General features: G+C 72.4%; 18 protein-coding genes. 9 read left to right on the top strand and 9 right to left on the bottom strand.

The genetic code is table 11. From position 1 onward, the window contains the following. Positions 1 to 2 precede the first annotated feature (2 nt). Together ACIRF9_RS31310 and ACIRF9_RS31305 are read left to right on the top strand one after the other, a co-directional pair. Complete coding sequence (locus ACIRF9_RS31310) at positions 3 to 884, top strand: MurR/RpiR family transcriptional regulator (protein ID WP_403829431.1); 882 nt, start codon at positions 3 to 5, stop codon at positions 882 to 884. A gap of 98 nt (positions 885 to 982) precedes the next feature. Continuing rightward, positions 983 to 1567 (top strand): hypothetical protein, encoded by a 585-nt coding sequence (locus ACIRF9_RS31305; protein ID WP_403828841.1) that lies wholly within the window; start codon positions 983 to 985, stop codon positions 1565 to 1567. Here the strand turns inward: ACIRF9_RS31305 and ACIRF9_RS31300 are convergent, their stop codons facing one another. The 4 genes from ACIRF9_RS31300 to ACIRF9_RS31285 are packed head-to-tail and all read right to left on the bottom strand — an operon-like array spanning position 1568 to position 3957. Then, on the bottom strand, positions 1568 to 1942 hold the full coding sequence (locus ACIRF9_RS31300) for a hypothetical protein (protein WP_403828838.1): 375 nt from the start codon (positions 1940 to 1942) through the stop codon (positions 1568 to 1570). It lies immediately after the preceding gene. Further along, positions 1918 to 2496, bottom strand: coding sequence for a roadblock/LC7 domain-containing protein (locus ACIRF9_RS31295; RefSeq protein ID WP_403828835.1), 579 nt, complete (start codon positions 2494 to 2496; stop codon positions 1918 to 1920). The genes ACIRF9_RS31300 and ACIRF9_RS31295 overlap by 25 nt, the downstream gene beginning before the upstream one ends. A gap of 34 nt (positions 2497 to 2530) precedes the next feature. After that, positions 2531 to 3544: a transcriptional regulator gene (locus ACIRF9_RS31290; protein ID WP_403828833.1), complete on the bottom strand. Its 1014-nt coding sequence runs from the start codon at positions 3542 to 3544 to the stop codon at positions 2531 to 2533. After that, entirely contained in the window at positions 3541 to 3957 is a 417-nt protein-coding gene (locus ACIRF9_RS31285; RefSeq protein WP_403828830.1) for a hypothetical protein, read from the bottom strand. The genes ACIRF9_RS31290 and ACIRF9_RS31285 overlap by 4 nt, the downstream gene beginning before the upstream one ends. 383 nt (positions 3958 to 4340) lie before the next feature. Here ACIRF9_RS31285 and hutU point away from each other — a divergent pair, with 383 nt between their 5' ends. The 4 genes from hutU to hutI are packed head-to-tail and all read left to right on the top strand — an operon-like array spanning position 4341 to position 9806. Next, entirely contained in the window at positions 4341 to 6020 is a 1680-nt protein-coding gene (gene hutU, locus ACIRF9_RS31280) for a urocanate hydratase (protein WP_403828827.1), read from the top strand. Positions 6021 to 6034: 14 nt separating this feature from the next. Beyond that, positions 6035 to 7261, top strand: a complete 1227-nt coding sequence (locus tag ACIRF9_RS31275; protein ID WP_403829428.1) for an allantoate amidohydrolase — start codon at positions 6035 to 6037, stop codon at positions 7259 to 7261. Next, positions 7258 to 8607 carry a formimidoylglutamate deiminase gene (locus tag ACIRF9_RS31270; protein ID WP_403828825.1) on the top strand — a complete coding sequence of 450 codons (1350 nt, stop codon included), beginning with the start codon at positions 7258 to 7260 and terminating at the stop codon, positions 8605 to 8607. The genes ACIRF9_RS31275 and ACIRF9_RS31270 overlap by 4 nt, the downstream gene beginning before the upstream one ends. Before the next feature lie 23 nt (positions 8608 to 8630). Further along, positions 8631 to 9806: an imidazolonepropionase gene (gene hutI, locus ACIRF9_RS31265; RefSeq protein ID WP_403828823.1), complete on the top strand. Its 1176-nt coding sequence runs from the start codon at positions 8631 to 8633 to the stop codon at positions 9804 to 9806. A gap of 9 nt (positions 9807 to 9815) precedes the next feature. Here the strand turns inward: hutI and ACIRF9_RS31260 are convergent, their stop codons facing one another. The 3 genes from ACIRF9_RS31260 to ACIRF9_RS31250 all read right to left on the bottom strand — a co-directional run bounded on the left by ACIRF9_RS31260 (position 9816) and on the right by ACIRF9_RS31250 (position 11329). Then, a complete protein-coding gene (locus ACIRF9_RS31260) occupies positions 9816 to 9989 on the bottom strand; it encodes a hypothetical protein (protein ID WP_403828820.1) in 174 nt (57 codons plus the stop codon). Between the two features lie 291 nt (positions 9990 to 10280). Beyond that, positions 10281 to 10469, bottom strand: a complete 189-nt coding sequence (locus tag ACIRF9_RS31255; RefSeq protein WP_403828817.1) for a DUF397 domain-containing protein — start codon at positions 10467 to 10469, stop codon at positions 10281 to 10283. Positions 10470 to 10477: 8 nt separating this feature from the next. After that, complete coding sequence (locus ACIRF9_RS31250) at positions 10478 to 11329, bottom strand: helix-turn-helix domain-containing protein (RefSeq protein ID WP_403829426.1); 852 nt, start codon at positions 11327 to 11329, stop codon at positions 10478 to 10480. Between the two features lie 208 nt (positions 11330 to 11537). On the opposite strand from ACIRF9_RS31250, the gene ACIRF9_RS31245 reads away from it, so the two are divergent. Beyond that, entirely contained in the window at positions 11538 to 11951 is a 414-nt protein-coding gene (locus tag ACIRF9_RS31245) for an ATP-binding protein (protein ID WP_403828815.1), read from the top strand. 9 nt (positions 11952 to 11960) lie between these two features. Here ACIRF9_RS31245 and ACIRF9_RS31240 read toward each other — a convergent pair whose 3' ends face one another. Beyond that, positions 11961 to 13490 (bottom strand): ricin-type beta-trefoil lectin domain protein, encoded by a 1530-nt coding sequence (locus ACIRF9_RS31240; protein ID WP_403828813.1) that lies wholly within the window; start codon positions 13488 to 13490, stop codon positions 11961 to 11963. Between the two features lie 168 nt (positions 13491 to 13658). Further along, positions 13659 to 14549, bottom strand: a complete 891-nt coding sequence (locus tag ACIRF9_RS31235) for an RNA polymerase sigma factor SigF (RefSeq protein ID WP_403828810.1) — start codon at positions 14547 to 14549, stop codon at positions 13659 to 13661. Positions 14550 to 14833: 284 nt separating this feature from the next. Between ACIRF9_RS31235 and ACIRF9_RS31230 the strand changes: the two genes are divergently transcribed. Beyond that, positions 14834 to 15211, top strand: coding sequence for an STAS domain-containing protein (locus ACIRF9_RS31230; RefSeq protein WP_403828807.1), 378 nt, complete (start codon positions 14834 to 14836; stop codon positions 15209 to 15211). Positions 15212 to 15466: 255 nt separating this feature from the next. Next, positions 15467 to 15961, top strand: coding sequence for an ATP-binding protein (locus ACIRF9_RS31225; RefSeq protein ID WP_403828804.1), 495 nt, complete (start codon positions 15467 to 15469; stop codon positions 15959 to 15961). Positions 15962 to 16256: the final 295 nt, after the last annotated feature.

Genomic DNA, 16256 nt, shown 5'->3' with positions numbered 1-16256 from the left:
CCATGGGCGACACGGGTGCGGGCACGACCGGTGTGGGCGAGACCGGTGTGACGGACACTCCCGCCGGACGGCTGCAGGCGCTCTTCGAGGGGCACCGGCTGACTCCGACCCAGCGGCGCATCGCCCACAGCATGGTGCGGCGCGCCGCCGACGTGCCGTTCCTGTCCAGCGTGGAGCTGGCCGAGCTGGCCGGCGTCAGCCAGCCCTCCGTGACCCGTTTCGCCGTCGCCCTCGGCTTCGACGGCTACCCCGCCCTGCGCAAGCACCTGCGCGAGGTCGCGCCGGCCGAACAGCCGGCGGGCGCCGCGTCGTACAACGAGTACCAGCAGGCCGTCGAGGCCGAGATCGAGAACCTGAAGCACCTCGCGGAACTGCTCGCCGACCCGCGCCCGGTGCAGCGGGCGGGCCGGCTGCTGGCCGCCTCGCGTCCGCTGCCGGTGCTCGGGCTGCGGGCCGCCGCCTCCCAGGCCTACGGCTTCTCGTACTTCGCGGCCAAGGTCCACCCGGACGTACGCCTGCTCGACGAGGGCGGCACGATGATCCAGGACCGTATCGACGCCGCCGTACGCGCGGGCGCCACCGCGCTGCTGTGCTTCGCGCTGCCCCGGCACCCGCGCGAGGTCCTGGACACGCTGGCCTACGCGAAGGAGGCCGGGCTGACCGTCGTGACCGTCGCCGACTCCGCGTTCGCGCCGGTCGCCAAGGTCTCCGACCTGCTGCTGCCCGCCGCCGTCGGCACCGGGCTCGCCTTCGACACGGCGTGCGCGCCGATGCTGCTGGGCCGGGTCCTGCTCGAGGCGATGTGCGACGACCTGCCTGAGGCTCAGGCCCGCCTGGAGGAGTTCGACGCGCGCGCGGCGGCCCGGGGGCTGTTCGTCGAGTAGGTCCGGATCGAGCAGGACCGCTTTTTCAGACTCGTCTCACGTTCGGTCACTAGCCTGACCGGTCACCAGAACTGTGCCGGAGTGTGAAGGAGGCGGACGTGGCACGCGGAGGTCAGGGGCTGGCTCGGGTGGCCGTCGTCGTACGGGCGGGGGCCGCGCCGCTGTGGTGGTGCGGGGTGTTCGCGGCGGGGATCGGCGTGCTGCCGTCCGGGTTCACCGGCCGCCGGATCGGGGTCATGGCCGGGGCCGCGCTGTTCCTCGTGGCCGCCGCCGTGGTCGCGCTGTACGGCCGCCGGCGCTACACCGCGCTGGCGGGCGGGGCCGCCCGGGCCGGCAAGCACGATGTGCTCCAGGACCGGGCGGTCACCGTCCGCACCTGGCGACGCGGCCACCGCTGGTGGCTGCTGCTCGCCTTCGCGGTCGCGCTGGGCAGTTCGTTCGCGGTGCCCGCCGCCGTCGGCATGCTGCTGGCGGGCTGTGGCACCGGACTGCGGCTGAAGGCCGCCTGGCTCGGCCGGCGCGAGCGGGCCGGGGACGCGCTGCTGTGGGTGCGCGTCGACTGGCTGGGCCGGTACGGCGGTCGCCCGGCGGGCAAGGCCGTCAAGGCGTACCGCGGTACCGGCATCGAGGCGGGCGACGCGGCCCCGGGCGGGGCGCGCCGCCGTACCGACCTGTACGTGTAGTCAGACCTCCAGGTCCTCCTCGATCTTCCTGAGCTGGTGGCGCGCCATCGCCAGGTTGGCCCGCTTGGCGTCCAGGACGAGGTACAGGAAGAGACCGTTGCCGCCGCGCCCGCTGATCAGGCGGATCAGGTGGTACTGGTCGGACAGCGTGATCAGGATGTCCTCGATCTGCGCCTTGAGCCCGAGGTGCTCCATGGTGCGCATCTTGGCGCGCACCACGTCGGTGTTGCCGGCGGCGGCGACGTTCAGGTCGAAGCTCTTGGTGCCGCCCAGGGTGCCCAGCGCCATACCGCTGGTGTAGTCGACGAGTGCGACGGCGGAGGCGCCCTCGATCGCGGCGAGCGCCTCTTTCAGTGCAGTTTCGGTGTTGGCCATGACGTGTTCCTCGGTTCCTCTCGACTTTCCGTGGTGGTGCGCGCGTTCGTGGATGTGTCGCGCGCCGATCTGGTCCATAGGGGTGCGGCGGAGGGTTTGGCGGGCGTCCGCACGGGCGGCTGCGCCGGTGGCTTGGCGGGCACGGCCTTCGGCTCGCGCGCCCGGGTCTCCCGCGCCTTCGCCTCGTGGGCGTCGACGAGCTCCCCGATGCGGGCACCGGCCCGGCGGCCCTCCAGGTGCAGCCGGCCGACGTTGACGCGGTCCTGCGCGAGCACGGTCAGTACGGCGCTGCCGCCCGCCGCGTACGTGGCGACATAGCCGTACACCCCGCGCACGAGCAGCTCGCGGAAGTCGCCCTGGCCGGTGGAGTCCGCCAGCCGCACGGCGACACCGAGGGAGGCCGCGGTGAGCGCGGCGACCCCCTCCGGCTCCACGCCAGGTGTGTCGTGGGCGAGGACGAGCCCGTCCACACCGGCCGCGAGCGCGCCGGTCAGCTGGGGCACCCGGGCCCGCAGCCGGCGGAGCTCGTCGAGGATCTCGGGGCCGGCGGCCATCAACTCGCTCCTCCCGTCGCGCGATCGCTGCCGCTCAAAGGGCCTCCAGCGCATCTCTGAGCCTCTTCAGCAAGGTGATGTCGGGGTCGTTGACACGGGGCAGGGAGACGCCCGGCGGGGGATGGGGGGTGGGGGGCGCGCCGGGCGCGCCGGGTATTCCTGGTGTGTCCGGTGCACCCGGCCCGTCCGACGCTCCGGGACCGCCCGGTGTCCCCGGAGCACCTGGTGCGCGCATGGGGCCCGGGGCGCCCGGCGCTCCCAGTGCTCCCGGCGCTCCCGGTGCTCCCGGCGGGAGGTGCGGCAGGGGTGGCGGGAACAGCGCGGTCAGCAGCCCCGCCGCGGCCAGTCGGCGGACGTCCACCAGGGTGTGGAACGCCTGCCGGCCCAGCTCCCGGGCGATGTCCGACGCCGTGCGCACCCCGTTCACCAGGGCCAGTACGGCGTTCTGCCGCGCGGTCGGTGCCGGCGCGGCGACCGCTTCGGCGCGCAGCAGCGGTGCCCCGTCCGCCAGCGGGTCCGGCCACAGCCGCTCCAGCAGCTCGCGGCGGCGCATCGTCTCGCGCTCCAGCGCGCCCACCGGCACCGGCCGCAGCACACCGAGCGGGTGCCCGGCGCCGTAGCGGAAGCGGCCCGGCGTGCTGCTGGGGGTGAGCGCGAAGTACGCCGCGTCGTACAGCGCCCCCAGATGGCACAGCTCCAGCGCGCCGCGCGGGATCCGCTCGGCGTCGAGCAGCAGCCGTAGCGCGCCGTGTCGCTCGTCGGCCCGCTCCAGCGCCTCCCGCCAGGCGGCGTTGTCGAGCGTGCCGTGGGTCAGCAGGAGTACGTCGAGGCCCGGGGCGAGCGGGCTCTCGGCGTGCACCACACGGCCCTCGGCGAGGTAGAGCGAGCCGCGCTCGCGCTCCAGGACGCCGGTGGCGCGCTCGGCCGCGAGTCGGGTCAGCATCGGTGACAGCCCGCTGCCCGCCCGCGCTCCGGCCGTCGCTCTCTCCCGCACCGGCAGCCGGGGCGGCGGGGTCGTCCCCGGCGGTGTCGTCCCCACGAGCGTCATCCCAGCACCAGCCGTCCGGCCATCTCGCCCAGCCTGATCCTGGCCAGCGCGAGATTGCCGTCCGACCGGCCCAGCCACACATGCAGGAAGACACTGCTGTCGAAGGACGTCGGCACGAACCGCAGCAGGTGGTAGCTGTCCCGGTTGCTGATGATCAGATCCTCCACCGGTGGGTCCGCCGCTCCCTGCCCGTCGGCGCCCTGGCCGCCGTCGAAGCCGTCGGGCGTGAACGCCCGCTGCTCGGACGTGAGCCGCGCGACCTCCGCGGCCTCGGCCGCCGCCGCCTCGTGGTCACCGCCCGGGAACTCCCCGACGGAGCCCAGCGCCAGCCCGCTGGTCCAGTCGACCAGTGCGGCTCCCCGGGCCCCGGGCAGCCGCATGGCCTCCAGTAGGCACTCGTCGATTCCGGGCACCGTTCGGCTCCCCTCCCGCCTGCGGTTCGGATGAGTGATGAGGAGGCTACGCAACGTATGCGCGACGGGTGAGGGATCTGGCATTTTCCAGCGGAACATGCGGCCGACTGACTAGGGTGGGTCGGCTGGCCCCGTTTCGGGGTACGACGCCCCATGCGTCCCTTCAACACCGTGACCACCGGATACGTCAACGGCGCGCGCGTCCGTTCGGGGTGGTGAACGCGGCGCCGCGCGCCCCTTTCCCCGCCCTTTCCCCTCGCTCCGCACCCTCTCGGTGGCCGATCCGTCGGGTCCCTGTATTGACTAGTCCTATTCAGCGAGCCAGGATGTGAATAGAGAGAGCAACAATCCGCCGGGATGAACCATCCGCAAGGAGGCAGACCATGTCAGGACCCCGCCCCGTACGAGCGCCGCGCGGTACGGAACTGAGCGCCCTGGGATGGCAGCAGGAAGCCGCCCTGCGGATGCTGCAGAACAACCTCGACCCCGAGGTCGCCGAACACCCCGACAAGCTCGTCGTCTACGGCGGCACCGGCAAGGCGGCCCGCGACTGGCGCTCCTTCGACGCCATGGTCCGCACCCTGCGGACCCTCAAGCAGGACGAGACGATGCTCGTCCAGTCCGGCCGCCCGGTCGGCGTCATGCAGACCCACGAGTGGGCCCCGCGCGTCCTCATCGCCAACTCCAACCTGGTCGGCGACTGGGCCAACTGGGAGGAGTTCCGCCGCCTGGAGGCCCTCGGCCTGACCATGTACGGCCAGATGACCGCGGGTTCCTGGATCTACATCGGCACTCAGGGCATCCTCCAGGGCACCTACGAGACCTTCGCCGCCGTCGCCGCGAAGAAGTTCGGCGGCACCCTCGCCGGCACCATCACCCTGACCGCCGGCCTCGGCGGCATGGGCGGCGCCCAGCCGCTCGCCGTGACCATGAACGACGGCGTGGCGATCTGTGTCGACTGCGATCCGCGCGCGATCGACCGGCGCATCGAGCACCGGTACCTGGACGTGAAGGCCGACAGCCTGGACCACGCCCTCCAGCTGGCCGTCGAGGCCCGCGACGCCCGCCGCCCGCTCTCCATCGGCGTCCTCGGCAACGCGGCGGACCTGGTGCCGCAGCTCCTCGCGATGGGCGCCCCCATCGACATCGTCACCGACCAGACCTCCGCCCACGACCCGCTGGCCTACCTGCCGACCGGCGTCGCCTTCGAGGACATGGCCGACGCCGCCGCCAAGGACCCGGCCGGCTTCACCACCCGCGCCCGTGAGTCCATGGCCCGGCACGTCGAGGCGATGGTCGGCTTCCTGGACGCCGGCGCCGAGGTCTTCGACTACGGCAACTCCATCCGCGGCGAGGCCCAGCTCGCGGGCTACGACCGCGCGTTCGCCTTCCCCGGCTTCGTCCCCGCCTACATCCGCCCCCTGTTCTGCGAGGGCAAGGGCCCCTTCCGCTGGGCGGCCCTGTCCGGCGACCCCGCGGACATCGCCAAGACCGACAAGGCGATCCTCGACCTCTTCCCGGAGGCTGAGTCCATTCAAAACGCGTCCCTGGCCCGCTGGATCAAGTTGGCCGGCGAGCGCGTCCACTTCCAGGGCCTGCCCGCCCGCATCTGCTGGCTCGGCTACGGCGAGCGCGACAAGGCCGGCGAGCGCTTCAACGACATGGTGGCGAGCGGCGAGCTGGCCGCCCCGCTGGCCATCGGCCGCGACCACCTCGACTGCGGCTCCGTCGCCTCCCCCTACCGCGAGACCGAGGCCATGCTCGACGGCTCCGACGCGATCGCGGACTGGCCGCTGCTGAACGCCATGGTCAACGTGGCCTCCGGCGCCTCCTGGGTCTCCCTCCACCACGGCGGCGGCGTCGGCATGGGCCGCTCCATCCACGCCGGCCAGGTCACGGTCGCCGACGGCACCAAGCTCGGCGGCGAGAAGATCCGCCGCGTCCTGACCAACGACCCCGGCATGGGCGTCATCCGGCACGTGGACGCCGGCTACGACATCGCGGAGTCGGTCGCCGACGAGCGGGGCGTGCGGGTGCCGATGCGTGAGGGTGATCCGGCGTGACCTCCTTCCAGGAGATGTGGCGGGAGCTGGCGCCCATCGGGCGCCACCCCGACTCGCGCGGCTACCGGCGCTACGCCTGGACCGCCGCCGACGCCGACTGCCGGGCCTGGTTCCGGGCCCAGGCCGAGGCGCGGGGGCTGGCGTACGAGGTCGACCGGAACGGGAACCAGTGGGCATGGCTCGGGGACCCGGCCGGCGGGGACGCCGTCGTCACCGGATCGCATCTCGACTCCGTGCCGGACGGGGGTGCCTTCGACGGGCCCCTCGGGGTGGTGTCGTCGTTCTCCGCGCTCGACGAACTGCGCGCCCGGCAGGTGACGTTCACCAAACCCCTCGCCCTCGTCAACTTCGGGGACGAGGAGGGTGCCCGCTTCGGGCTGGCCTGCGTGGGCTCCCGGCTCACCGCCGGGCAGCTCACCGTCGAGCAGGCGCACCGGCTCACCGACGGCGACGGGATCACCCTCCCGCGGGCCATGGAGGCCGCCGGCCACGACCCCGAGGCCATCGGCCCCGACCCGGAGCGGCTCGCCCGCATCGGCGCCTTCGTCGAACTGCACGTCGAACAGGGCCGCGCGCTGGACCTCTCCGGCGACCGGGTGGGCATCGCCAGCGCCATCTGGCCGCACGGCCGCTGGCGGTTCGACTTCCGGGGCGAGGCCAACCACGCCGGCACGACCAGGCTCGTCGACCGGCGCGACCCCATGCTGTCGTACGCCGAGACGGTCCTCGCCGCCCGCCGCGAGGCCGAACTCGTGGGCGCCGTCGCCACCTTCGGCAAGATCGCCGTCGAGCCGAACGGCGTCAACGCCATCCCCTCCCTGGTGCGCGGCTGGCTCGACTCGCGCGCCGAGGACCAGGCCACGCTGGACACCGTCGTCGGCGGCATCGAGAAGGCGGCCCGCGAGTACGCCGCCGCCCACGGCATCGACCTCGACGTGGTCCGTGAGTCCTTCACCCCGGTCGTCGAGTTCGACCACGCCCTGCGCGACGAACTCGCCCGCATCCTGGGCAGGGAGAGCGGCAAGGAGAACGGCAAGGACACCGGCCTCAGGGTCCCCGTCCTGGGGACCGGCGCCGGACATGACGCCGGGATCCTCTCCAGACGCATCCCGACCGCCATGCTGTTCGTGCGCAACCCCACGGGCGTCTCGCACTCCCCGGCCGAGTTCGCCGCCGAGGACGACTGCGTGGCCGGGGTGCACGCCCTCGCCGACGTACTGGAAGGACTGGCCTGCAGGTGACCTCCACGCAGCGGACACGGACCTACTGGCTGGAGCACGCCTGGCTCGACCCGCACGTCGAGCCGGGCGTCGCCCTCGAGGTGACGGACGGCCGCATCACGGCCGTCCGCACGGGCGCCGACTCCCCGCCCCCGGGCGCCGAGATCCTGCGCGGCCTCACCCTCCCCGGCCTGGCCAACGCCCACTCCCACGCCTTCCACCGCGCCCTGCGCGGCACCGTCCAGGTCGGCTCGGGCACCTTCTGGACCTGGCGCGAGATCATGTACTCCTTCGCGGACCGGCTCACCCCCGAGACGTACCACGCGCTCGCGCGCGCCGTGTACGCGGAGATGGCGCTGGCCGGCATCACGGCCGTGGGCGAGTTCCACTATGTGCACCACGCCCCCGGCGGCACCCCGTACGCCGACCCCAACGCGATGGGCGAGGCACTGATCGAGGCCGCCGCCGATGCCGGTATCCGGATCACCCTCCTCGACACCGCCTACCTCTCCTCCGGCTTCGGACAGCCCCCCAACGCCCATCAGCTCCGCTTCTCCGACGGCAGCGCGGACGCCTGGGCCGAACGCTGTTCACTTCTCAAGGAACGGGATCACGCACGGATCGGGGCCGCGATCCACTCGGTACGGGCCGTGCCCGCCGACCAGTTGGCGACCGTGGCGGGATGGGCCGAGGAGCGCGGGGCGCCACTGCACGTGCACCTGTCCGAGCAGACCGCCGAGAACGAGGCGTGCCTCGAGGTCCACGGCTGCACCCCGACGCAGCTCCTCGCCGTGCACGGAGTCCTCGGACCGCGCACCACCGGCGTCCACAACACCCATCTCACCGCCGAGGACATCTCCCTCCTCGGCGGCAGCGGCACCGGCACCTGTATGTGCCCGACGACCGAGCGGGACCTCGCGGACGGCATCGGGCCGGCCGTCGCCCTCCAGAACGAGGGCTCCCCGCTCTCCCTCGGATCCGACAGCCACGCCGTCATCGACCTGCTCGAAGAGGCCCGCGCGATGGAGCTGAACGAGCGCCTGCGCACCCGCACCCGCGGTCACTGGACGGCGGCGGCGCTTCTGCGCGCGGCCTCCGCCGACGGACACGCGGCCCTCGGCCGCCCGGACGCGGGCACCCTGGAGACCGGCGCGCCCGCCGACTTCACGACGATCGCCCTCGACTCCGTCAGGACAGCGGGCCCGCTGCCCCGGCTCGGCGCCGAGACCGCCGTATTCGCGGCGACCGCGGCGGACGTACGGCACACGGTCGTCGCGGGCCGGCACGTCGTACGCGACGGGGCCCACACGCTCGTACCGGATGTGCCGCAGCAACTGGCGCGGGCCGTGGAAGCCCTGCGCGCCTGACGACGACCCCCCACGAGGACACGATGAGCACCAGCACCGTCATCACCAACATCGCCACGCTGGTCACCAACGACCCCTCCCTCGGTGACAGATCTCCCCTCGGTCTGGTCCGGGACGCGGCCGTCGTCATCGAGGGCGACCGCGTCGTGTGGACCGGTGACTCAAGCAAAGCACCCGCCACTGACAATCGGGTCGACGCCGACGGCCGGGCGGCCCTCCCCGGCTTCGTCGACTCCCACTCCCACCTCGTCTTCGCGGGCGACCGCACGGAGGAGTTCAACGCCCGCATGTCCGGCCGCGGGTACACGGCGGGCGGCATCCGCACCACGGTCGCCGCCACCCGTGCCGCGACCGACGAGGAACTGGAGGCGAACCTCACCCGTTACCTCTCCGAGGCCCTCCACCAGGGCACGACCACCTTCGAGACCAAGTCCGGCTACGGCCTGACCGTCACCGACGAGGCCCGCGCCCTGCGCCTGGCCGCCGCCCACACCGACGAGGTCACCTACCTCGGCGCCCACATCGTCTCCCCCGACTACGCCGACGACCCGGCCGCGTACGTGGCCCTGGTCACCGGCGAGATGCTCGACGCCTGCGCGCCGCACGCCCGCTGGATCGACGTCTTCTGCGAGAAGGGCGCCTTCGACGGCGACCAGGCCCGCGCCGTCCTCACGGCCGGCAAGGCGAAGGGCCTGCACCCCCGCATCCACGCCAACCAGCTCTCCCACGGCCCCGGCGTCCAGCTCGCCGTCGAACTGGACGCGGCGAGCGCCGACCACTGCACCCACCTCACCGACGCGGACGTGGACGCCCTGGCCAACAGCCGCACGGTCGCCACCCTCCTCCCCGGCGCCGAGTTCTCGACCCGCGCCGAGTGGCCGAACGCCCGCCGCCTCCTGGACGCGGGCGTGACGGTGGCCCTGTCGACGGACTGCAACCCGGGCTCCTCCTTCACCTCCTCCGTCCCCTTCTGCATCGCCCTCGCCGTACGGGACATGCGCATGACCCCCGACGAGGCGGTCTGGTCGGCGACGGCGGGCGGAGCGGCGGCCCTGCGCCGGGACGACGTCGGGCGTCTCACCCCGGGCGCGTACGCCGACCTGACCCTCCTGGACGCCCCCAGCCACGTCCACCTCGCCTACCGCCCCGGCGTACCGCTGGTGTCGGGGGTGTGGAAGCGGGGCGTGCGGGTGGTCTGAGGCCGGACGTCAGAACGGGCGGGTGTACCCCTGCCCGTCCACGCGGTCGAAAATCCCGCGCAGCCATGGCTCACGTACGGCGGGCAGCCGCGCCAGCGTGTCGAGGAACACGCGTGAGTCGGCATGGAACAGCCACTGCGGGCGCAGCGGCAGGGGATCGTCGCGGAGCACACCGTCGGGCATGCACCATGTCGCGGGTGTCACCCGGCGCGACGGCGACGGCCCCTGACGCGCCGAAAGGGAGACTGTGGAAGCGGAGAGCCCGCGCGAACACGCCCCGCGCCTCCGCCTCGTCCTCCCCGATCTCGCTCCACGGCTTCCACAGCGGGCCGTGCGGCTCGGGATCGACGGCGTACGTCCCCGGCTCCATGAGCGAGGGGAGCATGTCGTGCCCGAACGAATGGCGCGCGTGCACGGGCAGCGCGACCTCCGACACCGGGGCGGTCAGCAATTCCTTCCCCTGGACTCGCGGATTCAGAGGGAGTTCGTCCGTATGGCGTGCAGGAGCTGGGAGAGGGGGGTGCGGGTGGTGGTGAGGACGGTTGCGGGGGCGTCGGACTCGCGGAGGTGGAGGGTGGTGGGGGTGGAGGCGAGTTCGACGCAGGTGTCACCTTCGCCGCCGTCGGAGAAGGTGGACTTCTGCCAGCGCAGGGTGTGGTTCATGGGGTGTCTCACAACTCCTTCGTCAGGCGGTGGATGAAGTCCCGCGACGCCATCGGGTCCAGCGACGCTTCCTCCACCCTACGAAGGAGTGTTCGGAGCCGTTCCAGTTGGGCCTCGGCATCGACGAACACGACGCCGGTGGGGGCGTCCCGGAGACATGTGTCCAGCCGCTGTACCGGGCCGCCCGCATACACCATCGAGGCTCCGGCGCCGGCGAAACCGTCCTGATCGGTGGGGATGACCCGCACGGTGACGTGATTCTGTTCGACCTGGCTCAGAATCCAATGGAGTTGAGCGAGTGAGGTCTGGCGGTCGGCCACCCGGACGCGCAGGGCGAACTCGTGAACGATCGTCTCGTACGGGGTGGGAGCGGCCCCCTCGATGACGGCGCGTCTCCTCAGCCGGTAATCGACCCGGGGCGTCAGTTCGCTCTCGGGCAGTTCCGGGCGCATGTACCTGAAGACCGCCCGGGCGTAGTCAGGGGTCTGGAGGAGGCCCGGGATGCGGTTGATGACGACCTCGCGCAGGAACGCCGCATGATGTTCCGTCTCCGCAACGTCCAGGTTCACCTGGGGCAGGACTCCCCGGTACTCCTCCCACCAGCCTCGTGTGCGGTCGGTGGCCATGGACACCAGAGCTTCGATCAACGCCTCGTCCGTACAGGCGTAGTGGGCTGCGAGGCGGCGCACGCGCTCCGCGCTCACGCCTGCGACGCCGGACTCGATCTGGCTCATCTGGACAGAGTCGGCTCCCAGCAAGACTGCGGCTTCCTTGGCCTTCATGCCCGTCGCCTCGCGGAGTCTGCGCAGTTCAGCGGCCAGGCGCACTCGCCGCGCCGTGAGATGCCTCTTTGGCGGCAAGCGGCATCCCCTCGTCTCAACTTCCTTGCACTCGTAACTCTTTCGAGGGTCAGGATAGGGCAACGGCTTGCACCTTCCTAAATTTAGGAAATACCGTCAGTGGTGCTTCGCCCACGCAGCGGAAGCGCACCGAGCCGTCCTGCCATGGCGGCTGCGGCACTGCCACTGCCTGCGTTCCCACCCCCCACCACCAACCCGGAGCTGCCCCATGCCTGAAACCGACTCCGACTCCTGGGAGTACTCCCTCTACATCCCCACCGACCCCAGAGCGGTCACGGTCTCCCGCCGCACCCTCCGCCTGATCCTCACCCTCCACGACCTCGCCCACCTCACCGACACCGCCGAGCTCCTCGCCTCGGAGCTGGTCTCCAACGCCGTACTGCACACGAAAGGCCCCGCCTGCCTCCGCATCCGTCACCGGGACGGCGTCCTGCAGATCGGAGCCTGGGACGCCGACCCCGAACCCCCTGAGCCCCCAGGCGACTTCATGGAACTGGAAGACGCCGAGAGCGGTCGCGGCTTCGCCCTCGTACGGGCCTGCGCCGACCTGTGGGGATGGCAGCCGCTGTCCCGGTTCGGTCACCGGGGCAAGCTGGTGTGGTGCGAACTGGGAGCCGCGTAGATGGGCAGGTCACTCCGCCCCCGCCCGCCACCGCTGATCCCCACCCCCGTCCAGCGGCTCCAGCGACACACCGCCACCCGCGTCCGCCGTCACCCCCGTGAGAATCGCGATCTGTGGGCGTATCGTCCCGTCGGCGTCCACCGTGAACCGCAGGTTGTCGCCGTGGTCGCCCTCCACCGAGGCGCACTCCCAGACGCCGATCCCGTTGTCGACCGACCCCCTGCTGTCCAGGCAGAAGTCGGGGTCGGCGGCCGACTGCACCACCCTTCGTCCGGTATCCACTCGCCACCGCTGGCTCGGCGAGGACGTGCACGCCACCGTCACCACGTCCGTGCCGTTGTCGAAGTCGCCGGCCACCTCCAGACAGCGGCCCGTGGCGACGTTCACGACCTGGGCGTACGTCGCGCCGGGCGCCCAGGTCGGAGACGCGGACGGGGTCGAGGTCGGCCTCGGAGGCGCGCTGGTGCGCGGAGGAGAGGAACTCGGCGTCGGAGACGGGGACTTGCTGCTCGGTGAGGGCGCGGGTGCCGACACCGTCGCCGTGACCGTCACCGCGGGGGCGGGCGACGGGTCGGCCGCGACCGCGCCCGTCGAGTCCTGTCCATCGCCCGAAGGCATCAGCGCCACAGCCAGCGGCACCAGCGCCACCCCCGCCACCGCCGACGCGAGGACGAAACGGCGCCGAGCCGGTTTCCGGGGCGCCGCCGTCACCCCGGCCGCCGGCTGCCGCTCCTCCCTGACGTACGCCGTCCCGCCCCACGGCAGCAGCCCCTCCGCGAGAGCCGTGCGCGGCGCGTCCCGCAGCGCGCGCTGCTCCTCGTACGCCGTCGCGCAGTGCGGGCAGTGCGCCCGGTGGGCCTCAAGGTCGGGACTGCGCCTCGCGCCCTCCGGGCGTACCGCTTCCTCGATCAGGCGCCGGAAGTCCCCGCAGCGGGGATCGTCGGAGGCGGCGAGGCGCAGACGCAGGCAGGTCTGGGCGAGGGAGTGCAGGGCGGGGGCAATTCCGTACGTCACGTCCTCGGGGGTCAGGTCGAGCAGGACGGCGATCCGCCCCGGCTCCTCCCGCTCGACGACGCCGTACCAGAGCAGGCCCTGTGCGCGGGCCGGGAGGGAGTGGAAGGCGGGCAGCAGGGGCGGGAGCGGGCCGCCCGGTGCCGGGGTGGTGTTGAGGACCAGGAGCAGGCCCGCGTCCAGGCCGCCCGCCCGGTCGTCCGTGGCCCAGTCCGCCGCCAGTCGCCCCGCCCGCAGCAGAAGCCGGTGCCGCCAGGCGCCGCCCGGTTCGCTGCCGCGCGCGGTCTCACGGGCGGTGAGGGTGAAGGCCTCCGCGGCCAGGCGGCGGGCGGCCGGTTCGCTCGTCGTGCACAGACGGGCGTACGCCAGGACGGCGGGCTCGTGCCGGGTGCGGAGGGCGCGCAGCGCGGGGTAGGCCCTGGCGGGCGTGCCCCGCAACAGGTCCGTCAGCCGGGCGTCGGAATCCTCGCAATCGTCGGAACCAGTGGAATCGTCGGCGTGTACGCCTTCTCCGTCGGCACGGACCACGACCCGCCTCCTCGCCGTTGCTGACGTACTGGTCAGTCTGGGGTGGGGGTGACCCTAGTGGCGTGAGGGGTGTCGTGGGGAGGTTTCCGGGGGTAAGGGCAGGGGCCGCGGCGTCGTCGCCGCGGCCCCATGAGGGGACGAACCCCGCACACGCCCTCCTACTGCCCGTTACTCCTCGACCGTCAGGGCCTTCCGCAGTCGCACCAGCGTCCGCGACAGCAGCCGTGACACATGCATCTGTGAGATTCCCAGTTCCTCGCCGATCTCCGACTGGGTCATGCCCGCGACGAAGCGGAGGGAGAGGATCTGGCGCTCGCGGGGCGGGAGTTCGGCGATCAGGGGCTTCAACGACTCTACGTACTCGATGCCTTCGAGCCCGTGGTCCTCGTAGCCGATGCGGTCGGCGAGGGCGCCCTCCGCGTCGTCCTCCTCGGGCTGGGCGTCCAGGGAGGACGCCGTGTAGGCGTTGGAGGCCGCCATGCCCTCCACGACCTCTTCGTTGGTGAGGCCGAGGCGCTCCGCCAGTTCCGCGACGGTGGGGGCGCGGTCCAGCTTCTGGGCGAGCTCGTCGCCCGCCTTGGCCAGGTCGAGCCGCAGCTCCTGGAGCCGGCGCGGGACGCGCACGGACCATGACGTGTCCCGGAAGAAGCGCTTGATCTCGCCGACGATGGTCGGCATCGCGAAGGTGGGGAACTCCACGCCGCGGGACAGCTCGAAGCGGTCGATCGCCTTGATCAGGCCGATCGTGCCGACCTGGACGATGTCCTCCATCGGCTCGCTGCGCGAGCGGAAGCGGGAGGCGGCGAACTTGACCAGGGCGAGGTTCAGTTCGACGAGGGTGTTGCGGACGTACGAGTAGTCGTGCGTCCCTTCCTCGAGCGACTCCAGCCGCTCGAACAGCGTCTTGGACAGGGCCCGTGCGTCGACGGCGCCGATCTGTCCGAAGTCCTCGTACGGAGGAATCTCGGGGAGCTCCGCGATGGGATCCAGATGTTCCTGATCCGGTGGGGGTGTCGACGTCGCTGTCGGGGTACGCGATGCGTCGAGCCGGGGTGACATGGTGTCCTCCATCGTTCTCGGCATATGGCTGCCGAAGCCAGTGAGCGCACTACGGTGTGCGGCGCCTCCAAAGCCGGCCGTGTCGGTTACGTGTTCCTTCTAGCCCTACCGGCTTTACCGAGCCCTCCGCAAGTGCGTTTTGTTTGCTTATGTCCGTTTGTGCGTGATTGTTCGGGTGTTGGAGCACGTGACGAAGGCGTAGGGTTCGAGGGCGGCCGGCGAGGAGTTCAGCGGGCTGTCGCCAGGCAATCACCGAGCAGTGAGCGAACCCGGGAGAGAGACGCATGGACCGCGGGACGGTCGGCAGCGCACAGTCGGGCCGGCTTCTGGTCGAGGTGCGGGAAGAGGGCTCCAGTGCCGTCGTGACGCCGGCGGGTGAGTTGGATCACCACACCGCCGATCTGTTGCGTGAACCACTGGAGGACTGCCTCTCCAGGGGGCTCAGTCGGCTGGTCGTGGACTGCTCACGGCTGGAGTTCTGCGACTCCACCGGGCTGAACGTCCTGCTCGGGGCGCGCCTGAAGGCGGAGGCGGCCGGGGGCGGGGTCCATCTGGCGGGGATGCAGCCCGTGGTGGCCCGGGTCTTCGAGATCACGGGAGCGGACGCGGTCTTCACCGTGCACGACACGCTCGCCGCGGCGCTCGCCGACGAGGACGGCTGAGGATCGCCGTCGTTTTCTTCGCGATGTGAACGGGGGGTGTTCCGCCGGTTCCGTCGGGCAGGAGACATCCTGAACCTGAACATGTCGGTGGCACTGTCGGCGGCGCTGTCGGCGGCACGGCCGGTGGGCATCGACGGAAACTTCGGCGGGACTTCGATGGAAACGCCGACGGGCCACGTACTGCACTCTGTACCGCACTCTGTGCTGAAGTGAATGTTGAATTGTGAACCGGTGAATCGGTGAGGTGAAGCGCTGATGAGCACCACCCGGCCCTACTCGCCGGGCGACCGCGGTCCGGAGCAGGAGCCGGAGGCCGGCGGCGCTTCCGGAGCGTCGGCGGGTCGCCAGGTCCGCAGGCTGAGCTTCGACGGCGTGAGCGGGGTCGTTCCGGCGGCCCGCGACTTCGCCCGGCAGGCGCTGTACGCGTGGGGCTGGCTGCCCGCGGCCACCGCCGACCAGCGGGCCGCCGCCGAGGATGTGCTGCTCGTCGTCTCCGAACTGGTCACCAACGCCTGCCTGCACGCCGAGGGGCCGGAGCGGATGGTCCTGGGCTGCGACAACAAGGTGATCCGCGTCGAGGTCTCCGACCGCGGCACCGGCCAGCCGGCCCCCCGCACCCCGCACCGCGCGGGCCGCCCCGGCGGCCACGGCATGTTCATCGTCCAGCGCCTCTGCCTGGACTGGGGCGTCGTCCGCACCCCGGGCCTCACCGGCAAGACAGTATGGGCAGAACTGGGCGCCCCGGCCTGAACCGAGCCGCCGCCGCCCGGCCTGACCCGGGCCCCGTCTGGCCCGCCCCCGACCCCCGTCCCCCGGTCGGCCCTCGCGCTCACTGCACCCTGGGACCCCCCGCCCCCCCGGGGCGCCCCCGACCCCCGTGCCCCGGTCGGCCCTCGCGCTCACTGCACCCTGGGACCCCCCGCCCCCCCCGGGGCGCCCCCGACCCCGTCCCCCGGTCGGCCCTCGCGCTCACTGCACCCTGGGACCCCCCGCCCCCCCCGGGGCGCCCCCGACCCCGTCCCCCGGTCGGCCCTCGCGCTCACTG

Source organism: Streptomyces sp. NPDC096132 (genome assembly GCF_044763345.1).
Lineage (GTDB): Bacteria > Actinomycetota > Actinomycetes > Streptomycetales > Streptomycetaceae > Streptomyces.
The sequence above is the reverse complement of the archived record's forward strand: the minus strand, read 5'-3'. Positions and strand labels throughout refer to the sequence as shown.

Coding starts and splice junctions, on each gene's coding strand:
- ACIRF9_RS31290 (WP_403828833.1), bottom strand. CDS start 3,544: ATGACGCTCGTGGGGACGACACCGCCGGGGACGACCCCGCCGCCCCGG.
- ACIRF9_RS31230 (WP_403828807.1), top strand. CDS start 14,834: ATGGACCGCGGGACGGTCGGCAGCGCACAGTCGGGCCGGCTTCTGGTC.
- ACIRF9_RS31225 (WP_403828804.1), top strand. CDS start 15,467: ATGAGCACCACCCGGCCCTACTCGCCGGGCGACCGCGGTCCGGAGCAG.
- hutI (WP_403828823.1), top strand. CDS start 8,631: ATGAGCACCAGCACCGTCATCACCAACATCGCCACGCTGGTCACCAAC.
- ACIRF9_RS31245 (WP_403828815.1), top strand. CDS start 11,538: ATGCCTGAAACCGACTCCGACTCCTGGGAGTACTCCCTCTACATCCCC.
- ACIRF9_RS31295 (WP_403828835.1), bottom strand. CDS start 2,496: ATGGCCGCCGGCCCCGAGATCCTCGACGAGCTCCGCCGGCTGCGGGCC.
- ACIRF9_RS31260 (WP_403828820.1), bottom strand. CDS start 9,989: ATGCCCGACGGTGTGCTCCGCGACGATCCCCTGCCGCTGCGCCCGCAG.
- ACIRF9_RS31310 (WP_403829431.1), top strand. CDS start 3: ATGGGCGACACGGGTGCGGGCACGACCGGTGTGGGCGAGACCGGTGTG.
- hutU (WP_403828827.1), top strand. CDS start 4,341: ATGTCAGGACCCCGCCCCGTACGAGCGCCGCGCGGTACGGAACTGAGC.
- ACIRF9_RS31275 (WP_403829428.1), top strand. CDS start 6,035: ATGTGGCGGGAGCTGGCGCCCATCGGGCGCCACCCCGACTCGCGCGGC.
- ACIRF9_RS31235 (WP_403828810.1), bottom strand. CDS start 14,549: ATGTCACCCCGGCTCGACGCATCGCGTACCCCGACAGCGACGTCGACA.
- ACIRF9_RS31300 (WP_403828838.1), bottom strand. CDS start 1,942: ATGGCCAACACCGAAACTGCACTGAAAGAGGCGCTCGCCGCGATCGAG.
- ACIRF9_RS31255 (WP_403828817.1), bottom strand. CDS start 10,469: ATGAACCACACCCTGCGCTGGCAGAAGTCCACCTTCTCCGACGGCGGC.